The 18,713-nt window shown below is 56.2% G+C and carries 22 protein-coding genes, 1 tRNA gene and 1 pseudogene; 16 read left to right on the top strand and 8 right to left on the bottom strand.

The window, feature by feature from the left end; all coding sequences use genetic code 11:
* Positions 1-2: 2 nt before the first annotated feature.
* A complete protein-coding gene (locus ACOERD_RS23680) occupies positions 3-401 on the top strand; it encodes a ketosteroid isomerase-related protein (RefSeq protein ID WP_419740689.1) in 399 nt (132 codons plus the stop codon).
* Positions 394-993, top strand: coding sequence for a GNAT family N-acetyltransferase (locus ACOERD_RS23675; RefSeq protein WP_419740688.1), 600 nt, complete (start codon positions 394-396; stop codon positions 991-993). Before ACOERD_RS23680 ends, ACOERD_RS23675 begins: the two co-directional genes overlap by 8 nt.
* Before the next feature lie 97 nt (positions 994-1,090).
* On the opposite strand, the gene ACOERD_RS23670 is transcribed toward ACOERD_RS23675, so the two are convergent.
* Positions 1,091-1,306, bottom strand: a complete 216-nt coding sequence (locus ACOERD_RS23670) for a hypothetical protein (RefSeq protein ID WP_419740687.1) — start codon at positions 1,304-1,306, stop codon at positions 1,091-1,093.
* A 146-nt stretch (positions 1,307-1,452) separates the two neighbouring features.
* On the opposite strand from ACOERD_RS23670, the gene ACOERD_RS23665 reads away from it, so the two are divergent.
* The 9 genes from ACOERD_RS23665 to ACOERD_RS23625 all read left to right on the top strand — a co-directional run bounded on the left by ACOERD_RS23665 (position 1,453) and on the right by ACOERD_RS23625 (position 6,170).
* A complete protein-coding gene (locus ACOERD_RS23665; RefSeq protein WP_419740686.1) occupies positions 1,453-2,328 on the top strand; it encodes a carbon-nitrogen hydrolase family protein in 876 nt (291 codons plus the stop codon).
* Positions 2,329-2,418: 90 nt separating this feature from the next.
* Positions 2,419-2,637, top strand: coding sequence for a translation initiation factor IF-1 (gene infA / locus ACOERD_RS23660; protein ID WP_005978431.1), 219 nt, complete (start codon positions 2,419-2,421; stop codon positions 2,635-2,637).
* A gap of 11 nt (positions 2,638-2,648) precedes the next feature.
* The gene (locus tag ACOERD_RS23655) at positions 2,649-3,227 is read left to right on the top strand and encodes a Maf family protein (protein WP_419740685.1); all 579 of its coding nucleotides are present in this window, start codon (positions 2,649-2,651) and stop codon (positions 3,225-3,227) included.
* The gene (locus ACOERD_RS23650; RefSeq protein ID WP_419740684.1) at positions 3,224-4,246 is read left to right on the top strand and encodes a ribonuclease E/G; all 1,023 of its coding nucleotides are present in this window, start codon (positions 3,224-3,226) and stop codon (positions 4,244-4,246) included. The genes ACOERD_RS23655 and ACOERD_RS23650 overlap by 4 nt, the downstream gene beginning before the upstream one ends.
* On the top strand, positions 4,243-4,425 hold the full coding sequence (locus ACOERD_RS23645) for a DNA gyrase inhibitor YacG (RefSeq protein ID WP_419740683.1): 183 nt from the start codon (positions 4,243-4,245) through the stop codon (positions 4,423-4,425). The genes ACOERD_RS23650 and ACOERD_RS23645 overlap by 4 nt, the downstream gene beginning before the upstream one ends.
* Positions 4,426-4,504: 79 nt before the next feature.
* Positions 4,505-4,579: transfer RNA gene (locus tag ACOERD_RS23640), tRNA-Phe, on the top strand.
* 61 nt (positions 4,580-4,640) lie between these two features.
* On the top strand, positions 4,641-5,285 hold the full coding sequence (locus ACOERD_RS23635) for a DUF6538 domain-containing protein (protein WP_419740682.1): 645 nt from the start codon (positions 4,641-4,643) through the stop codon (positions 5,283-5,285).
* 74 nt (positions 5,286-5,359) lie between these two features.
* Positions 5,360-5,806 carry a tyrosine-type recombinase/integrase gene (locus ACOERD_RS23630; RefSeq protein WP_419740835.1) on the top strand — a complete coding sequence of 149 codons (447 nt, stop codon included), beginning with the start codon at positions 5,360-5,362 and terminating at the stop codon, positions 5,804-5,806.
* Between the two features lie 103 nt (positions 5,807-5,909).
* Positions 5,910-6,170, top strand: coding sequence for a DUF6538 domain-containing protein (locus ACOERD_RS23625; protein WP_419740681.1), 261 nt, complete (start codon positions 5,910-5,912; stop codon positions 6,168-6,170).
* Positions 6,171-6,298: 128 nt separating this feature from the next.
* On the opposite strand, the gene nadC is transcribed toward ACOERD_RS23625, so the two are convergent.
* From nadC to ACOERD_RS23595, 6 genes and pseudogenes are all read right to left on the bottom strand, one after another.
* Positions 6,299-7,168, bottom strand: coding sequence for a carboxylating nicotinate-nucleotide diphosphorylase (gene nadC, locus ACOERD_RS23620; protein ID WP_419740680.1), 870 nt, complete (start codon positions 7,166-7,168; stop codon positions 6,299-6,301).
* A gap of 3 nt (positions 7,169-7,171) precedes the next feature.
* Positions 7,172-8,710, bottom strand: coding sequence for an L-aspartate oxidase (locus ACOERD_RS23615; RefSeq protein WP_419740679.1), 1,539 nt, complete (start codon positions 8,708-8,710; stop codon positions 7,172-7,174).
* Positions 8,707-9,611 (bottom strand): annotated as a pseudogene (gene nadA, locus ACOERD_RS23610) (quinolinate synthase NadA). Before nadA ends, ACOERD_RS23615 begins: the two are co-directional and overlap by 4 nt.
* A gap of 143 nt (positions 9,612-9,754) precedes the next feature.
* On the bottom strand, positions 9,755-10,636 hold the full coding sequence (locus ACOERD_RS23605) for an NrtR DNA-binding winged helix domain-containing protein (protein WP_170661073.1): 882 nt from the start codon (positions 10,634-10,636) through the stop codon (positions 9,755-9,757).
* 217 nt (positions 10,637-10,853) lie between these two features.
* Positions 10,854-11,738 carry a tyrosine-type recombinase/integrase gene (locus ACOERD_RS23600; protein WP_419740678.1) on the bottom strand — a complete coding sequence of 295 codons (885 nt, stop codon included), beginning with the start codon at positions 11,736-11,738 and terminating at the stop codon, positions 10,854-10,856.
* A gap of 74 nt (positions 11,739-11,812) precedes the next feature.
* Positions 11,813-12,160, bottom strand: coding sequence for a hypothetical protein (locus ACOERD_RS23595; RefSeq protein WP_419740677.1), 348 nt, complete (start codon positions 12,158-12,160; stop codon positions 11,813-11,815).
* Positions 12,161-12,315: 155 nt separating this feature from the next.
* Here ACOERD_RS23595 and ACOERD_RS23590 point away from each other — a divergent pair, with 155 nt between their 5' ends.
* From ACOERD_RS23590 to ACOERD_RS23580, 3 genes are all read left to right on the top strand, one after another.
* A complete protein-coding gene (locus ACOERD_RS23590) occupies positions 12,316-12,738 on the top strand; it encodes a helix-turn-helix domain-containing protein (RefSeq protein WP_419740676.1) in 423 nt (140 codons plus the stop codon).
* A complete protein-coding gene (locus tag ACOERD_RS23585) occupies positions 12,698-13,039 on the top strand; it encodes a hypothetical protein (protein WP_419740675.1) in 342 nt (113 codons plus the stop codon). Before ACOERD_RS23590 ends, ACOERD_RS23585 begins: the two co-directional genes overlap by 41 nt.
* A gap of 178 nt (positions 13,040-13,217) precedes the next feature.
* A complete protein-coding gene (locus tag ACOERD_RS23580) occupies positions 13,218-13,877 on the top strand; it encodes a hypothetical protein (RefSeq protein WP_419740674.1) in 660 nt (219 codons plus the stop codon).
* Here the strand turns inward: ACOERD_RS23580 and ACOERD_RS23575 are convergent.
* Positions 13,859-14,968 (bottom strand): DNA cytosine methyltransferase, encoded by a 1,110-nt coding sequence (locus tag ACOERD_RS23575; protein WP_419740673.1) that lies wholly within the window; start codon positions 14,966-14,968, stop codon positions 13,859-13,861. The genes ACOERD_RS23580 and ACOERD_RS23575 overlap by 19 nt on opposite strands.
* 201 nt (positions 14,969-15,169) lie before the next feature.
* On the opposite strand from ACOERD_RS23575, the gene ACOERD_RS23570 reads away from it, so the two are divergent.
* Positions 15,170-16,351: an ISNCY family transposase gene (locus tag ACOERD_RS23570; RefSeq protein ID WP_419737631.1), complete on the top strand. Its 1,182-nt coding sequence runs from the start codon at positions 15,170-15,172 to the stop codon at positions 16,349-16,351.
* A gap of 267 nt (positions 16,352-16,618) precedes the next feature.
* Complete coding sequence (locus ACOERD_RS23565; RefSeq protein ID WP_419740672.1) at positions 16,619-18,712, top strand: AAA family ATPase; 2,094 nt, start codon at positions 16,619-16,621, stop codon at positions 18,710-18,712.
* Position 18,713 lies beyond the last annotated feature (1 nt).

Genomic DNA, 18,713 nt, shown 5'->3' with positions numbered 1-18,713 from the left:
CCATGAACCAGACCGTGAAGACCTATTTCAACGCCTTCAACGCCGGCGATGTCGATGGCATGCTGGCCTGTCTGTCCAATGACGTGGCCCATCATGTGAACGAAGGCCAAATTCGAGTCGGCAAAGAGAAATTCGCAGCTTTCTGTGCCCATATGAACCGCTGCTACAAAGAGAACCTGACCGATATCGTGGTGTTCGATGCCCAAGGTGGCACCCGCGCCGCGGCCGAGTTCATCGTCAACGGCACCTATCTGGAAACCGACGAGGGCCTGCCCGAAGCGCATGGCCAGACCTACCGCCTGCCCGCAGGCTCGTTCTTTGACCTGCATGACGGCAAGATCACCCGCGTCACCACCTTCTACAACCTTGCGGACTGGACCAAACAGGTCTCGAATGGCTGAGGTCACATCCGTCCGGCCCCTGACCGGAGCGGCGCTTGAGGCCGCTCTGGACGACGTCGCGCGCCTGCGGATCGAGGTGTTTCGGGCCTGGCCTTACCTCTATGATGGCGACCTCGAATACGAGCGCAGCTACCTGCAATCCTATCGCGACAGCGACAATGCCATCGTTGTCGGCGCCTTCGACAATGGCCGCCTGATCGGAGCCTCGACGGGCGCGCCATTGACCGACCACGCTGACGATTTCGCCGCCGCGTTTCAAGGCACAGGTCTGGACCTGTCACAGATCTTCTACTGTGCCGAATCCGTCCTTCTGTCCGACTACCGAGGCCAAGGCGTCGGTCACAAATTCTTCGACCAACGCGAGGCCCATGCCCGCGCGCAGGGTTTCACCAAATGCGCTTTCTGCAGCGTCCAACGCCCGGCAGATCACCCCATGCGGCCTGCAACCTATCGCCCGCTTGATACGTTCTGGAAATCCCGCGGCTATGAACCATTGCCCGGAGCCATTGCTCAATTCTCGTGGAAAGATGTCGGGGACGAGGGCGAGACGCTCAAGCCATTGCAGTTTTGGATCCGTGATTTGTCAGCATGAGCCTTGCCGGCAGTCTCCGGTGCCATACCCAATCAACGCAGGCTTGAACTGCAGCAAAGTTCTGAGGAAGTCTTGAAAGACAGGCGAGGCAAAGTTCTCAACCTTGACGCCTTCGACTGATCAAACCGTATTTGACGGCCCAGCCGCGGAGTGACCTGGTCTTGCGCTTTTTCGGGACCAAGCTGTCTTTGCTCTGGGCGCCGCGTTTGCGATTGAACTCATAGACGTCAATGACACGTTCAGCGCAGCCGCAGGCCTCGCCCATGCCGACCTTGGCGAAATAGAACTTCTCGAAGCTTTCAGGTTTTTGCATATTGCCCTCCGGGTTCGAATAAACCACATGAGCCTGAGACCTCCAATTCACTTTGTCGTCGTTTAGTCCGACCGAAAGGTTGGGCCTGTACACGCCCGGCCATCGTCACTTAGTGTCCCGACAAATCAGTATCGAAGGACAGATCGATGAGAGTCGCCACCGCCGCCTACGACCTTAATTGGCTCGACAGTTGGGCGCAGTATGAGGACAAGCTGAACGCCTGGGTGGCGCAGGCCGCCGGAAACGGGGCCGAGTTGCTGGTCTTTCCCGAATACGGCGCAATGGAGCTGTCGACGCTGGACGGGGCCGACGTGGCAGGCGATCTGGAGCGGTCGATTCAGGCGGTCTCGGACCGGATGGAAGATGTGCAGAACCTGCACCAGCGCTTGGCGAAGGAATACAAGACGTACATCCTAGGGGCTTCGGCCCCAGTCGCAACAGGTGCAGGGCGTCCGGTGAACCGGGCTGAACTTTATGCGCCGGATGGCCGTCAGGACCATCAGGACAAGCAGATTATGACCCGGTTCGAGCGCGAACAATGGGACATCGCCCCCGGTGGCCCCCTCAAGCTGTTCGACACGGCATTGGGCAAGATCGGCGTACTGATCTGCTATGACAGCGAATTCCCCCTGCTAGGCCGCGCCCTGAGCGATGCGGATCTGATCCTTGTCCCCTCCTGCACCGAAGCGCTGTCCGGATATTGGCGCGTGCGCATTGGGGCGATGTCGCGTGCCTTGGAAAATCAATACGTTACGGTCATGGCGTCCTTGGTGGGGAACAATGACTGGTCGGAAGCCGTGGATATGAACACCGGGACGGGCGGTATTTTTGGCCCACCTGACAAGGGCTTTCCACAGACAGGCGTTCTGGCCGAAGGGGTGTTGAACCAACCAGGCTGGTCTTATGCCGATATCGACCTGAGCGCCATCGCCGATGTCCGCGCCGACGGGCATGTCCTGAATCGCACCCACTGGGACGAGCAATCCCCCCGAGTCGAATCTGTCACATTCTCCGCGCTTTAGTGATTCCGCCCTTGAAATAAGGGAAAAATAGGCTCATTTAAGCGCACATCCTCGCAGATTCTGCGAGTGCAACGTAATGATGGAGACAACATGGCCAAGGAAGATACGCTCGAATTTCCCGGTGTCGTGAAGGAACTCCTGCCTAATGCGACGTTTCGGGTCGAGCTGGAAAACGGCCATGAGATCATCGCACATACGGCAGGCAAGATGCGCAAGAACCGCATCCGTGTTCTGGCCGGCGACAAAGTTCAGGTCGAGATGACCCCTTACGATCTGACCAAGGGTCGGATCAACTACCGCTTCAAGTAACGCCCTACCTTATGGCGTTTATCCTCGGATCGGGCAGCCCAAGGCGGCTGGACCTGCTGGCGCAGCTTGGCGTGCAGCCCGATGCCGTGCGCCCTCCTGACATAGACGAAACGCCTTTGAAGGGCGAGCTTCCGGTTCCCTATTGCAGCCGTATTGCGCGCGAAAAAGCGCAGGCAGTTCAGGCGGATAGTGCAGATATTGTCTTGTGCGCAGATACCACGGTGGCGCTGGGGCGTCGCATTCTGGGCAAACCCGAAAACGCAGGCGAAGCGGCCGAGTTCCTGCATGCTCTGTCCGGGCGTCGGCACCGGGTCGTGACATCGGTCGCGGTGTGCTGCGGAGATCGGGTGTTGCAGCGCGACGTGGTCTCACAGGTCAAGATGAAACGCTTGTCGGATGTCGAGGTGAACGCCTATCTTGCGACGGATGACTGGCAGGGCAAGGCGGGTGGTTATGCCATCCAAGGCCCGGCCGGGGCGTTCATTCCCTGGATTTCCGGATCGTTCACCGGCATCGTGGGTCTGCCGTTGTCCGAGACCGCCGCACTTTTGCAGGCAATCGGCTACCCATTGTACAGAGAGGTGCCATGAAAGGCCGCACAATCGTTCTGGACCATTTTGAAGGCCGCGAAGCAGCCGCGCTGATGGTCGACGGCAAGCTCGACGATTTTCTGATCGCCGGAGACGCACCACCCCCCGGCACGATCTACCGCGCCCGCGCGGATCGCCCGGTCAAAGGCCAAGGCGGCATGTTCCTCACCACACCGGATGGGCCCGCCTTTCTGCGTCAGGTCAAGGGCCTCGCACCCGGAGCGCTTCTGCTGGTGCAGGTGACAGGTTTCGCTGAACCCGGCAAAGCCGTTCCGGTCACCGACCGCGTTCTGTTCAAAAGCCGCTATGCGATTGTCACGCCCGAGGCTCCGGGCCTGAACATCTCGCGCGGCATCAAAGATGAGGATGAGCGCGACCGCCTGCTGGAAATCGCCCACGAGGTCATGGGCGACAGCGCCTATGGCCTGATTCTGCGGTCATGCTGCGTTGGTGCGGACGCGGATGACATCGCCGAAGACATCGGTGCCATGCTGACGCAGGCCGAACAGGTCCTGAACGATCCGGGCACCGAGCCTGAAACCTTGGCCGAGGGTGACGGCCCTCATATCCTGGCCTGGCGAGACTGGACCGACCCGGCGGATGTTGTGACCGAGGCCGGTGGTTTCGAACATCACGGCGTTCTGGACGCTCTGGACATTGCCCGCGGCATTGCCGAGCCTCTGCCGGGCGGAGGGCATCTATACATCGAACCCACCCGCGCGCTTATTGCGGTGGATGTGAATACCGGCACCGACACGTCGCTCGCAGCCGGTACAAAAGCCAATTTCGCCTGCGCCAAGACCCTTCCACGCGCCCTGAGGGTGCGCGGTCTGGGCGGGCAAATCACGATCGACATGGCTCCGATGCCCAAGAAAGACCGTCATGGTCTGGAGCAAGCCCTACGCACCGCGTTCAAGGCGGATGGGATCGAAACGACGCTGGCAGGTTGGACACCGTTGGGCCATTTCGAGCTACAACGCAAACGTGGGCGCATCCCTTTGAGTGAGGTGCTGGAATGACTTGCCCGATCTGTCAGGAAAAGACGGCTTCCAAATACCGTCCTTTCTGTTCCAAACGCTGTGCGGATCTGGATCTGGCAAAGTGGCTAAACGGATCCTACGCCGTGCCCTCGCAGCGCGAAGAGGATATCGAGGACGCGATTTCCGAACCCGAAGACATCCCCCACCGTCCGCACTGAAAAAATGTCAAAAAGCCTCTGGACACTGCTTGGTGCAAGTCATAGAAGGCCTCCACCCAATGGCTATTGCCATTCCCGTGCCCGGGTAGCTCAGGGGTAGAGCAGTGGATTGAAAATCCTCGTGTCGGTGGTTCGATTCCGCCCCCGGGCACCACTTCCTCAGGCAAACCCTTGGTTTCACTCCAGCTTTTAACAGCAGGTTGGAGCCGTAGACCATGTCAGAGACCATTTCACCCAAGTACACCTTCGTGAAAGAGGGTGTTTTTTACTTCAGTCGCCGCATCCCCAAGGAGCTTTGCCGCTACTACTCGTCTTCTCGGATCGCATTTTCTTTGCGTACTCACGCGGCAAACGTGGCGGCGACGAGAGCAAGAAGAGCGGCTGATCAACTGGATGAGTATTGGTTTCACCTGAGGTCGCAGGATACAGAACTGCCTGGAAAGCACATATTGCGTCTTGGCGCAGCCAACTCGGCCGTAACACCAGTTGTTCTGAACGAGACTTCTGCTGCCTCTGTACTGTTGTCTGAGGCAGTCGAGATTTGTCTTACACAGAAGGGCCAAGGACGCCCCTTGACTTTTCACCGAGGCGCTCAGACAGCGTGTGGCTACGTGATTGATGCCTGTGGCGACAAACACCTCCAAGCCTATACCAAAGCGGACGCGAACAAGATCCGCGACACACTCATCGCGCGTGGTCTCGCGGGGGCAGCCTCACAAGGATTTTCGGTACAGTCAGAGCCGTTACCAACTTCGCAGCGAGTGAGCAGGGGCATTCGCTGCACAACCCTTTCTCTGGAGTTTACTACGACCGCTCTGCTGGGGTCTCTGGCCGCAACCCATTGCCTAGAGAAGCGATAGTGACCGTTCAGGCGAAATGCAGGGAACTTGATGACGACTTGCGTTGGTTGGTGGCTTTGGTTTCAGACACAGGTATGCGGCTTGCAGAGGCTGCTGGGCTGGGAAAAGAGGACTTCATGTGTGCGGACGATGGTTCTCTTTCAGTTCGCGTTCGCCGCCATCCATGGCGTCGTTTGAAGACGCAGGACAGTGAACGTGATGTACCACTTGAAGGAAACGCTAGATGGGCAGCGCAGCGCACACTCAAAGAAGCTGGCTCGTCTCAGTTCGCATTCCCAAGATACAACAGGTCCGATACCACAAATGCCAATGCGGCTAGTGCCGCCTTGAACAAGTGGATGAAGGAGCTTGTCCCAGCGGGATACACCATGCACGGTTTCAGGCACTCAATGCGGGATCGTCTGAGAGCCGTAGAGTGTCCAGCAGACGTGGACGATCAGATCGGAGGTTGGCGTACAGATGGTGTAGGCCATTCCTACGGGACAGGTTACCCGCTTGAGGTCCTCAGAAAGTGCCTGTAACGGGAGCTGAGGGAAAAACCCAGCAGCCCCCGGGGCACCACTCCCGACAAGTAAGCTACTGTTTTCCTTAAACTTTAAATGGAACCGACCAAGGGCGTAGTACATGCTGGAGAGCAAAACCGTTCCCTTCTCATTTGTGAAAGATGGGGTCTTCTACTTCCTAGGGCAGGTCCCAAAGGACCTCGATCACCACTATACCACCGGAAAAACATCGTTCTCGCTACGGACAAGATCAGCGGCGGTCGCAAAGTCCCGAGCGCAAAGAACTGCTCAGCAACTGGATGAACACTGGTATCACTTACGCGTCCAAGACGTAGACCTACTGGGTAAGCATATTCTGAGGATGACCGCGCTCCCTTATTGAGACGAGATTAGATCTAGTCAGATCGACTAAACCCTCGACTCTATGACTTGTTGTATTCCAAATATCGTGGACGCTTACCCTCTGGGCCGGCGAAGGCCGCAGTGTCCAGTATTCTGCGGCCAGTGTTTTCAGGGGTGACTTGCGACGAAATCCAGACCGATATCAAGGCAGGGAGCGCTGTGGGTGATCCAGCCCATGGAAATCAGATCAACCCCGGTTTCAGCGACAGCGCCCACGCTGTCGGGTGTGATCCCGCCGGAGGCTTCGGCAATGGCTCTCCCATCAATCATACCCACTGCTTCGCGCAAGGTGGCCGGGGTCATATTGTCGAGCAGCACAGCATCTGCACCAATTTCCAAAACCTGCTCCAACTGCGCGAGCGTATCGACCTCGATCTCGATCTTGACCATATGGCCGACCGTTTGTTTCGCGCTGGTCAGCGCTGGGCCGACGCCTCCGGCAATGGCGATGTGGTTGTCCTTGATGAGCACCGCGTCGCTTAGGGAATAGCGGTGATTCATGCCTCCGCCAGCGCGCACGGCATATTTTTCCAGCGCGCGCAGACCCGGGGTTGTTTTGCGGGTACAAGCGATCGAGGCACGTGTGCCTTCGACACGGCGCACCAGATCAGCGGTTACACTGGCAATGCCCGAGAGATGACCGATGAAATTGAGCACGGTCCGTTCAGCGATCAACAGGCTGCGGGACGGCCCTTGGAATGTTGCGATTTCAGTGCCGATTGCAACAGGGTCTCCGTCCTTGACGTGACGAGTCACCGTGATGGCCGGATCAACCAAGGCGCAGGCCAGTTCGGCACAGTCCAGACCGGCGATGCAACCGGGTTGACGGGCGCTCGCGACGACTTCGGATCGGTGATCTGGCGGAATGACGGCGGCAGAAGTGACATCGCCCGCCAGGCCGAGATCTTCATCCAGAGCGCACCGGATCATCGGCTCGAGCATCGTGCGCGGCAACGGGGAAAGGGGCATGGCAGTCATGGGTCAGGCTGTCCTCAGCTGGGGCTCTTGGTCGACCGAACCCGCATGCGACAGGATTTCGGTCAGGTTCATCAGGTTTGATCGCGGATTGGTCTCTGGAACAGGGAAGTCGCTACGATAGTGCCCGCCGCAGGAGCCCCGGCGCTTTTCGGCAAAAACCGCGATTGCAAGCGCCACCAGGGCCGGGTCCGAGGCAGGCTCGCATGACCGAACATGCGGCAACAGGTTCGAGATCGCGTTCCGCAGCCCAGCGCCATGGCGGATCACACCCAGATGCTGCGACATTATCGGCCGGACAGCGCCGGGATCGGGATCAGGCAATGCAGCGGGGTTGGGAACAAAGGACCGGGCGCGCATCGTGCTGGCGGCAACATCGCTGGCGGCGCGACGCGCCATCACAGCAGCCTCAAGCAGAGAATTGCTGGCAAGGCGATTGGCCCCGTGCAAGCCGGTCGCTGCACATTCACCGATGGCCCACAACCCGGGCAGCGTGCTCTGGCCGGTCTGGTCAACGGCAATGCCACCCATGTGGTAGTGCGCAGCCGGGCGTATCGGAATCGGGTCGCGAGCAGGGTCGATGCCTTGGGCTGCGCACAGGGCCTGAATGCCGGGGAAACGTTTGGCAAAGCCCGCACCCAGCGCGGCGCGGGCGTCAAGAAACGCGCGCCCTCCGCCTGCGATGACGTGATGCACGGCGCGGGCCACCACATCGCGCGGGGCCAGATCGGCATTCGCGATATGCGCCATAAACCGCTTGCCTTTCTGATCGATCAGAGTTGCCCCCTCTCCCCGCACCGCCTCGCTGATCAGGGCCAAAGGTGCTTGGGCGGTATCAAGTGCGGTCGGGTGAAATTGCACGAATTCCATATCGCGCAGAGCTGCGCCAACGCGTGCGGCCATCACCAGCCCTTGCCCGAAATTGCCGGACGGGTTGGTGCTGGCGCCGAACAGACCCCCGCACCCACCTGTCGCCATAATGACCCGAGCTGTCCGCAATACGGCCGCTTGACCCATCGCTTGCAGATGAATACCGGCCACGCACCCATCGGCGGTCACAAGCCGTCGGGCCTCGACGCCCGATAAGCAGGTGATCGAGGGGCAATGCTGCACCGCGCGGGTCAGAGCGGACATGATCTCGGCCCCGGTGCGGTCACCGCCGATATGCAGAATGCGGCGGCGGGAATGCGCAGCCTCGCGCGCCAGGGCAAAAGTGCCATCCTGCGCCCTGTCAAAGCGAACGCCGTATCGCTCAAGCATTGCGATCGCCTCGGCGGCCTCTGACAGGATCCCCGAGGCGACAGTTGCATCGCACAGTCCATCTCCGGCCCGCAGCGTATCAGCCAGATGCCGGGTCGGATCGTCATCTGCGCCCAGCGCGGCAGCAATCCCCCCTTGCGCCCAAGCGCTTGAGCATTCCTGCCCCAGCCCGGCGCGAGTGATCAGCACCACAGGCTGCGGCGCCAGTTCCAGTGCAGCCACCAGCCCTGCGATGCCGCCACCGATGATGGCGATCCGGTCATGGAGCCCCTCAAGCCGGATCATTTCACGGCCAGCATCCGCTCGACCGAACGGCGCGCATCGTCGGCGATGGCGGGATCGACGGTGACTTCGTGGCGACCCAATTCCAGCGCTTTTCGGATATTGCCCAAACTGATGCGCTTCATATGCGGGCACAAATTGCACGGACGCACGAATTCCACGTCTGGGTGATTCAACGCCACATTGTCGCTCATGGAGCATTCGGTCAGCAGACAAACCCTTGCAGGTTTCTTTTCGCCGACGAAGTCCGACATCACAGCGGTAGAGCCTGAGAAATCCGCCTCGGCCACGACCTCGGGCGGACATTCCGGGTGGGCCAGCACCGTGACACCCGGCCATGCCTCGCGCATCGCCCGAATGTCGTCCGGGGAGAACAGCTCATGCACCTCGCAATGCCCGTGCCATGCATCAGTTCGACATCGGTTTCTTTGGCGACGTTCTTGGCAAGGTACTCATCCGGTATCATCAACACACGCGGCACCCCGAGGGACTCCACCACTTTAACCGCGTTGCCCGAGGTGCAGCAGATATCTGAGGCAGCCTTCACCGCCGCCGACGTGTTAACATAGGTGATCACCGGCACACCCGGATGGGCTTCGCGCAACAGTGCGATATCTTCGGGCGTGATGGAATCTGCCAGCGAACATCCCGCCCTCGTATCCGGAATCAGCACGGTTTTTTCAGGGTTCAGCAGCTTCGCGGTTTCAGCCATGAAATGCACGCCAGCCAGCACGATAACATCGGCGTCGACCTCAACGGCTTCGCGCGCCAGGGCAAGGCTGTCGCCTACGATATCGGCCACGCCGTGAAAGATCTCGGGCGTTTGGTAATTGTGCGCAAGGATGACGGCATTCTTCTGCCGCTTCAGGTCGAGGATGGCTTCCAGATCCTCTTCGTACTGCATCCATTCAGCTGGCGGAATGATTTGCTTAACCCGATCGTACAACTCTGGCAGGCGGAAATCTTTCATTGGCTCCTCCATTTATACTCGATTCGAGTACATCCGAGCCGTGATTATTCTCGATTCGAGATTATGTCAAGCGCAACTCAGGATTTGGACAGAGGCAGCCTTGCGCCCGACAGCATGCGGGCCTCAAGAATGGCGGGTCGGTACCGGAACAATCGCGCTGGGCGGCCGCCGGTGCCGCTCGAGATTTCGCCTGTTTCTTCAACAAGTTCCTGCTGGTCGATCTGGCGGCGGAAATTGGGTTTGTGCAAGTGCAGACCCGACAGCGCCTCGACCGTGCGCTGCAATTGAAGCAGGGTAAAGCTTTCGGGCATTAGCTCGAACACGACCGGAGAGTATTTGATCTTGGCCCGTAGCCGCGAAATGCCAGTGGCAAGGATGCGGCGGTTGTCGCCCGCCATGGGCAAGCCAAACTCGGGCACATCGACCAGACCGGCCTCATACATCAGCTCATAGCGCTGCAGAACCAGTTCCTCGTTCCACGTCTTTCCGTTCAGACCGAACAGATAGTCGACACGCTGAGCCTTGAGCGGATCTGCCCCAGCCCAAGCCGTCAGGCGATCAGCGATACGTGGCACTTCCTCGGGGATACTGTCGCGATGGTCTTCCCACGGGAAGTATCGGTACCAGCTGCGCCAGGACGGGCGCCCTGCTCCGGCTGCATCCTGTTCGCGTACCAGCCCTAGATAGCTGATCGAGATCCGCTGCGAGGTTTCTACATCCCCAGACCGAGGATCGCGATCCCTGTCCGCAAAGGTATAAAGCTGTTCGAGATACCCCACAGGATGGCCGGTCTGCGCTTCAATCCAAGCACGCAGGCTGCTCTGTAGGCTGCGATGAGAGGATTCGAACGGCCCCGATGGCAGCGCCTCACCCCCCCGCAAGGTCATGACACGCGGCTGGTTGTCGGTCACGGCGACAAGGATTGCGATCAGTTCGGCAGGGGCTAGTCCGCTGGGCAAGAAGGTACCTGTGTATTGCGAAATGCCAGTCATTGACATCGTGTTTGATTTCTAACCCAGATTTCAAACCTTTGCTTGAGGAAAATGCCTTGGCGCCAACACCGACCTCAAGATGAGGTTTTCGCCGTTGATTGAAGGTATTTCCGACATCTGCAGTGGCGACCCCGGCAGGATTCGAACCTGCAACCTGCCCCTTAGGAGGGAACCGTTCATAGCGCTATTCCTTCTGTGATTTCTTGCTCTTGGATGTTTGTACAGTGTCCGCCTGTACGTGGTTTGTACGAAAACGGGCCCTGACATCGGCCTCATCCGTCTCTGCGTGGGCATAGATGCGCATGGGCAAATTGGGGTCGGACCAGCGGCCAGCCTTGGCCGCAGTGACCGGATCGACGCCTTGGCGCACCACCAATTCAGTGAAGAAGCCATGCCGTCCTGCGGGATGTGCTGAGAGGTATGGGATGCCCGCACTCTTGCAGATCGTCTTCCAGCGTGTGTTGTAGCCGGTGGAGCTGCCGTAGCCGAACACGCGTGGCTTCATGAACTTGCCTGTCTTGCGGTTCTTTGGCCGCTTGGGCGGCAAGGCCAGCAACTCGTCCATCATCTGAGGCGAAACGGTGATCCAGCCTTCGGGGTGGCCTTTTTGTGCTTTCACTCGGACTTTGTTCTCGGCGGGCCGCAGATCGTCAGGCTCGATTGAGACAGCCTGATCGATCCGCGCCGCTGTCTCGAACATGAACCGAACCAAAGCCGCGTTGTACGGATCGGCCGCACGACAAAAGGCCTCAATCCATTCCTTATCGGCGGGCTTTCGTTCAACACGGCTGGTTTTCCCTCGCCGTTTGTCCTGGGCAATGCGCTCGAATTTGTCATAGGGCTTCACCCGGATCAGCGGCGTGCCTTCCAACTCGTGCGCGTTGTTGATCACCGCACTCGCTGGCGTCACTATCTCGCGCCACCAAGTGTCGGTCGATGCCTTTGGTTTGAGTTTCGGCCCCAGACCTTTCAAAAGCGCCCCAGAGATCGCACCCAAAGGCATATCGCCAATCTCTTCGACAATTGGAATCAACTGCTTCGCGGTCTTGGGGGAGGCGTTGTAGAGCATGATCGCATCCGAGAACGTCTTGCTCGGTTCATCGCCAACTACATGGCGACGTATCTGGAGCTCGGTTTCGCGGTTTATCCAGTCCCGTGCGCCCGCTTCTGTAGATGCCTTAGTGCTTCGCCGGTATGGGCCTGCGATTGGCCTGCCGTTGTATTCGACCCGGCCCTTAGCCCAGTAGAAGCGACCCCTCTTGTAGATTTGGAGCGGCATGCCTGGCCTCCTTCAAAAATCTTGTCGATCTGCGCGGGTGTGATCAGCATGGTGCGCCCAAGTCGGTAGAATGCCCCTGTATCGTTGGCCCGTTCGCGCAGCGTGCGCTCCGAGATGTCGATCCCCATGCCAGACATAACCTCGACCCATTGGGCAGGCGTCTTACCAAGCCCCAGGATTTGCGAGCTGTCTGATTTGTCGGTCTCTGCCATTTCAGTCATCCTTATCCACCTGAGTTGAATCATGCGTACGCATGGAATCGCTTGCTTGGTACCTTCTGACGTGCTCAGATGGATTCAAACGGAAATATGCGTCATTTTGTGCGATGTTTATACAAAATTGCGCTTTCGTCAATTGGGAAGTCGGAATGGCGCAAGAAGATGCTGATATATTTGCGGAAGTAGGTGCACGCCTAGCCATCTCACGTAGCGAAATTGGCGTTTCACAGGCTGCGATGGCTGAAGCGATTGACGTCTCACATCGGGCTTATCACAGCTATGAGAAGGGTAAGCGCGGCATCCCAATCGAAGCGCTGATCAAGATGCACAGACGATATCAGGTCGACGTTGCTTGGTTGCTGCTTGGCACTCAGTCCATACGTGCCGGTCACGATTTCGAAGCCCTGAAGAGTATCGAGACCTCGCTCGATCAGTACCTGGATGGTGCTGGCATCAAGATAAAAAGTGAGAAACGCGGGGCCATCGCCGCGCGCTGGTACGAGTCACAATTGAAGGGTCGGAATGTAACGGATGACGAAGTTCACACTTGGATCGAATTCGCAAGGGAGTAAGCAAATGCAAAGGCCAAGCGACAACTGGAAACAAATCCGCCGTTCTGCATTGGAGCGAGCGGAACGAAACGTGATTCACCCCCTGTTGCCAATTTATTATCTTTTTCTTGGAGCAAGCGTGATCTACCTTGCTGGGTTTGTGCACTTGAGCCTTTTCGACATTGGTCCCGAGCTAGGCCTGCTTGGCGCTTGTCTTGTCCTCGTCTTCGCTGCGGTATGCGCACTCATTCCAATTTTGTTTGGTGCAGTTTTAACCTTGCATTTCGCCAATACCAAACTGCGGATGCTAACCAATGAATGACGTATTTCGTTTGTTGGATCGAGCGCCGGCTTGCCAGTGCTGCAGCGAGGTGATGAAGTTTTCTCATCGTTGAGGTAGCTTTCGCTATGGCATCTTTGGTGATGGGCGGACACAATCTAGATTAGTGCGTGAGTCGGGTTTAATGGAGTGCTCAATGGAAAGTGTGGACGGTAAGTAGTTGGCTGTACAAGACGACCGAAGAGAACTCGAACAGTTGGAATTGTTCCAACTCAGCCAACCTACCGAAAGGTCGCGTTCCGGCACAGATGGAACTTTGGAAATCGCTGGACAAGTCCTTGAGTTCGAACTGAAAAGCACCACCAAGGACTCGGTCACTACAGTTCGAGATTTTGGAATGGACCACATTCTCAAGTGGCAGAACAAACACTGGCTTTTTGGGTTTTACACGCCACGTGGAAACGCGCTTAAATTCACCAGGTATGCTTCGCCAGATATGATGGCTCCGTGGATTGAAGAGAAGCGAAAGTACATTGAAGTTGATTTCAAACTGGCTCAGCTAGCCGCCAAGAACTTAACTGCGCAAGACATGTACGCCTTGGTCGGTGAAAAGGAAGTCTACTCACTGGAAGACGCTCAAGCGCTGCACAAGAAGCAGCTTAAGATAGCAGAATACAGAGACCTCTTTGACCTCAATCAGGGCTACTCACCATCACGAATGCTTGAAATCCTCAAGCTCAGATGTGTCTACGTCATCGAACGTGGTAGCACTTTGAACAATCCGCACATACCAAAGCAAGTGCTTGAGAGATTCCCCAAAATCACAGATGAGCACGCCTCAACCTTGCGTGCGCTAGTCTCTCAATCTCTCAAGAGTTGATCGTATATTCCTCGCGCCACAGCGTATGCGACCGGTGGGCAGACGGAGTTTCCAATCAGGCCTAGCCGCTGGTAGACCGCACCATGAAACTGCCAATCTAGAGGGAAACCTTGAAGTATCTGGCACTCTTCCACGCACAAACGATACGTCTGGTTTTTTGTAGGAAATGCGTCGGCGATCGAACGATCTGGTGATACCCCATGCGGCCAGATACCAAACTCCGTCCACTTGACGACGGAGGCAGTGCTGTTGGCAATCGAAGTTGTTTGCCTTGGGCCAGTCAGCGTGCATCTAAGTGTTGGTGCAAATCCATCTACCCCAATATCCCGCAACCCAAGAGCCTCACGAACTCCACGCTGAACTCCGCTACCCTCTATTTTAGCTGGGTCAAATTTCTTTCTTAGTCGCTTCGCCGCCCCGACTATGAAAACACGTTTGCGGACCTGCGGAACACCGAAATCCGCTGAAGAAAGGACGAAAACTGTTACATGATAGTTCTTGGAAAGCTTGGTAATGACTTTCTCTCGGTAGTCCTTAAACCTCGCTGATAGAAAACCTAGAACATTTTCTGCGACAAAGGCCTTAGGCCGTATTTCGTCAACAGCCCGAATAAACTCTGGGAACATGTCTCGATGATCCTGGCTACCCTCTCGCCTACCCGCGATTGAAAACGGTTGGCATGGCGGCCCACCATGAACCACATCGATCTGACCTTTGTACTCACGCCAATCGGCACTTCTCACGTCACCATCTTCACCGGAATGCACTTTCCAACCTGGTCGGTTCTGGCCAAGAGTGACTCCAGCGAACGAAAGCAATTCGTAAGAAGCAAAATGCTCGAAGCCTGCTCGATCAAAACCAAGATCAAACCCGCCACCGCCACTGAACAAAGAAAGAGTTCTTTGGCCATTCGATGGGAGTTTTGCCATGTCGTCATTGGGATCGTACGTTAGAGAAAGCTCACTATCTGGGCTTGCCTCGGCCAGCTTGTTTGCTTGCTTTCGTGCTGCTTGAGCCTCTCTGGAAGAAGTCGCGTAGCGCATACGGCGTTCTTCAGAGATTTCCCATGGTATGTGCACGTTGTCGTACATAAGCGCCTCCTGCCGTGAGCTTCTTCTAGTAGAACAAATAAGGAACAAATGTCAATTTTGTCCTACGGGCCCACGAACATGCTAAAGCCCGCAGCGACGCTTCACAAGCTCGCAGCAACTCAGTGTCGCTAACACGCGATATGTCCGGTGTATGTAACATGCGATCTGTCCGGTTCTATTCTGTCTCTGAGAGGAGGCGTTATGAACCGAGCAGAAGTGTTACAGGAAGTTCGACTGATGAAGTTTGAAGATGTGTATTCGCGGCGAAGCGCGAACAAGCTGACGCAAGAACAGGCGGCTGAGATACTGGGTGTATCCGTGCGCACCGTCAGGCGTTGGGAGGATCGATTTGAGGCGGATGGTGCAGAAGGTCTGTACGACCGTCGGCTTGGCAAACTGGCCAACAATCGTGTTGCCACGGATAAGGTCATGGAGATGCTTGAACTGTTTGATACCAAGTACTGGGATTACACGCCGAAGCATTTCCACGAGAAGCTGGTGGCCCACCATGGTTTCACACAGAGCTACAACTGGGTGCGGCTTACACTGCAGCGCCACGGCCGGGTTCAGGCAGCACCCCGACGAGGTGCCCATCGGCGCAAGCGGCCCCGCCGTCCGATGGTTGGCATGATGTTGCATCAGGACGGCTCCAGCCATGAATGGGTTCCGGGTCAGTGGTGGGATCTGATCGTCACCATGGACGATGCCACCAACCGGGTTTATTCGGCATTCTTTGTCGAGGAAGAAGGGACGATGAGCAGTTTTCAGGGGCTGACAGAGGTGATCGAGGCGCAAGGTCTGTTTTGCTCGCTCTATGCCGATCGGGGCTCTCATTACTGGCATACGCCCGAAGCGGGCGGCAAAGTGGACAAGGACAATCTGACCCAGGTCGGGCGCGCCTTGCAGCAACTCGGCATTGAGCTGATCCCGGCCTATTCACCGCAGGCCCGTGGACGGTCTGAACGCATGTTTGGCACGTTCCAGAACCGATTGCCGCAGGAACTGCGGTCCCATGGGATCACAACCATTGAAGAGGCCAATCAGTTCCTGAAAGAGGTCTATCTTCCCGAACACAATGCCCTGTTTGCAAAGGAGCCGGAGGATACGACCTCGGCCTTCGTGCCGTTTACAGGCAATGTGCGCGACACCCTGTGTGTGCAGGAAGACCGCGTCGTCGGCAACGACAATACGGTGCGCTACAAGGGCCTGGTCATGCAGATCGCGGCAGACAGGCACCGTCATCATTTCGTCAAGGCGAAGGTCAGGGTCCACGAATACCCCGATGGTCAACTGGTCATCTTCCACGGCCCGAGATGCATTGGCCGCTACCAGCCTGACGGATCACCCATCACACAGGAGGATAGCAAACACAAAGTCGCGTGACCCGCTTCGACGTGGCGCGAACGCGGTGGCCCAAATCTACGGTCGCCTACGGCTCCCTCCGAATTGGGCCACCGCGCAATCAACTGAAGCGGACAATTGGCATGTTACCTACACCGGACAATTCAGAATGTTCTCGACAGCTCGCAGCAACTCAGGGTCAAACAAACTTGAGCTGCTTTTGGTCGATAGCTGGCTTCAAATGCACCAGGTCCTTTAATGACCCGCCTAGGTCAGTTACGGTACGCTGTGAATTGCTTGAGGAAACCAATGGCCAACTTTGAAGTCACAATTGAAAACTGTAACAGCATCGACACCGCAAACATTCTTGTGACTGAGGGCCGCCTCAACATCAAATATGGTCCCAATGGGATTGGAAAAAGCACCATTGCCAAGGCCATCGTCAGTCAGGCTAAGCAAGATGGCTCGCTAGCTGATCTCGCCCCATTCAAGTTGCGAGGTAAGAAGGGAGCAGGCCAGCCAAGCGTCTCAGGTATTGATGCTATCTCATCAGCCTTAGTTTTTGACGAAGAGTATGTGAACCTATTCGTTTTCCAGCAAGACGAGGTCGTCAAGAACAGCTTTGATATCTTCATAAAAACGCCTGAATACGACACAGCGATGTCAGAAATTGAGAAGCTGTTTGCGGGCATCAAGAAGGCGTTCGCTGATCGGCCTGAAATCGAACAAATGATCAAAGACCTCAAGGATTTGAGGGACGCTTTTGGAAAGCCGAACAAAGACGGCTCTATTGCGAAGTCTAGTAAAGTCCATAAGGCATTCGGTTCCGGCAACAAAATTGATAATATTCCGGATACCCTGCTTCCATTCGAAACATTTGTGACAAGCAAAAATCCATCAAAATGGATTGGCTGGCAGATCAAAGGGAAAGAGTTCTTGGACCTCGGCGACACCTGTCCTTACTGCGCGACGTCCTTAGAGAAGCCCGAACAGAAGGAAACTGCTCTTGCTGTTGCGAAAGAGTACGACCCCACTGCAATCAATCACCTCAACAATCTGAAGGAAGTTATTGAACGGCTTGGCGCGTACTTCAGCCCCGCATGCCAAGAAAACCTCAGCCAAATTACCAAGGCCAAAACGGAACTCACTGCTATTCAGATAAGTTATCTGAATGACCTAAAAAACAGCATTGAGGCGCTTATCCAACAGTTGGAAGGGCTAAGGAATATCTCGTTCTACTCGTTGCGAGACGTCGACGAAATCGACAAGAAGTTGCCGCTCCTAAAGATCGAGCTTGGCTTGATCGACAAACTGGATTCGGAGCCATCAAGGGCGGTGACCGATCCAATCAATGCGCAACTGAACAGTTTGATCGAGCAAGTTGGAAGCCTGAAAGGGCAAATCAACAAACACAAGGCCAAGATCAAGAAGACGATTGAAGAGAACCAAGACAGTATCAATGGGTTCTTGAGATCGGCAGGCTACAAATATTCGGTGAAGATCATCTCAGAGTCGGACTCATACAAGATGAAGCTGGAGCACGATGATCTTTCGGATTTCGTTGAAGCGGCTACTAACCACTTGAGTTACGGGGAAAAGAATGCTTTTGCGTTGGTGCTCTTTATGCACCAGGTCTTAAGCGAAGATCCCGACATCGTAATCCTTGACGATCCGATCTCATCTTTCGACAAGAACAAGAAATTTGCGATTTTGCACCAACTATTTCGAGGCAAAGGAAGCCTTCGCAACCGAACGACCTTGATGTTGACCCATGACATTGAACCGGCCATCGACGTGATCAAGAGTCTGTCTCACAAATTTCAAGATCCGAAGCCTACTGCGACCTTTCTTTCCTGCAGAAATGGGATTTTGAAGGAAACCCCCATAGCTGGCGAAGACATCCGCACCTTTGCCAAAATCTGCATCGATATCATGGACGGCGCGTCGGATGCCATCGTCAAAGCGATCTATCTCCGAAGGCACTACGAGATAATCGACGATGTCGGCCATGCCTACAACCTGCTGGCTAGTCTGTTCAAAGGCCGACCTGTACCAACCATTGCAACCGCCTTGGAAAACCGGGACATGAGCGAAGAAGAAAAAGCCGCGGCGGAATCGGAAGTCCAAAAAATGCTACCAGCCTTCAACTACGATGCGTTGGTTGCGCAAGTGAACGACGCTGCAGCAATGAAGCAGAAGTTCGCCGAGACTGACGTCGGCTACGAGAAGATTCAGTTGTTCCGTGTCATCAAAGGCAAGCATCAGGATGATGTGATCTCGAAGTTTATCAACGAGTCTTATCATATTGAAAATGAATACGTTATGCAGCTCAACCCACATAAATTCGAGAGCGTCCCCGAATACGTAGTCGACGAGTGCGCGAAGGCTCTCCAAGACGCATGAT

This window comes from Ruegeria sp. (genome assembly GCF_965199275.1).
Lineage (GTDB): Bacteria > Pseudomonadota > Alphaproteobacteria > Rhodobacterales > Rhodobacteraceae > Ruegeria.
Note: the sequence above shows the minus strand (reverse complement) of the source record. Positions and strands in the feature narration are given on the sequence as shown.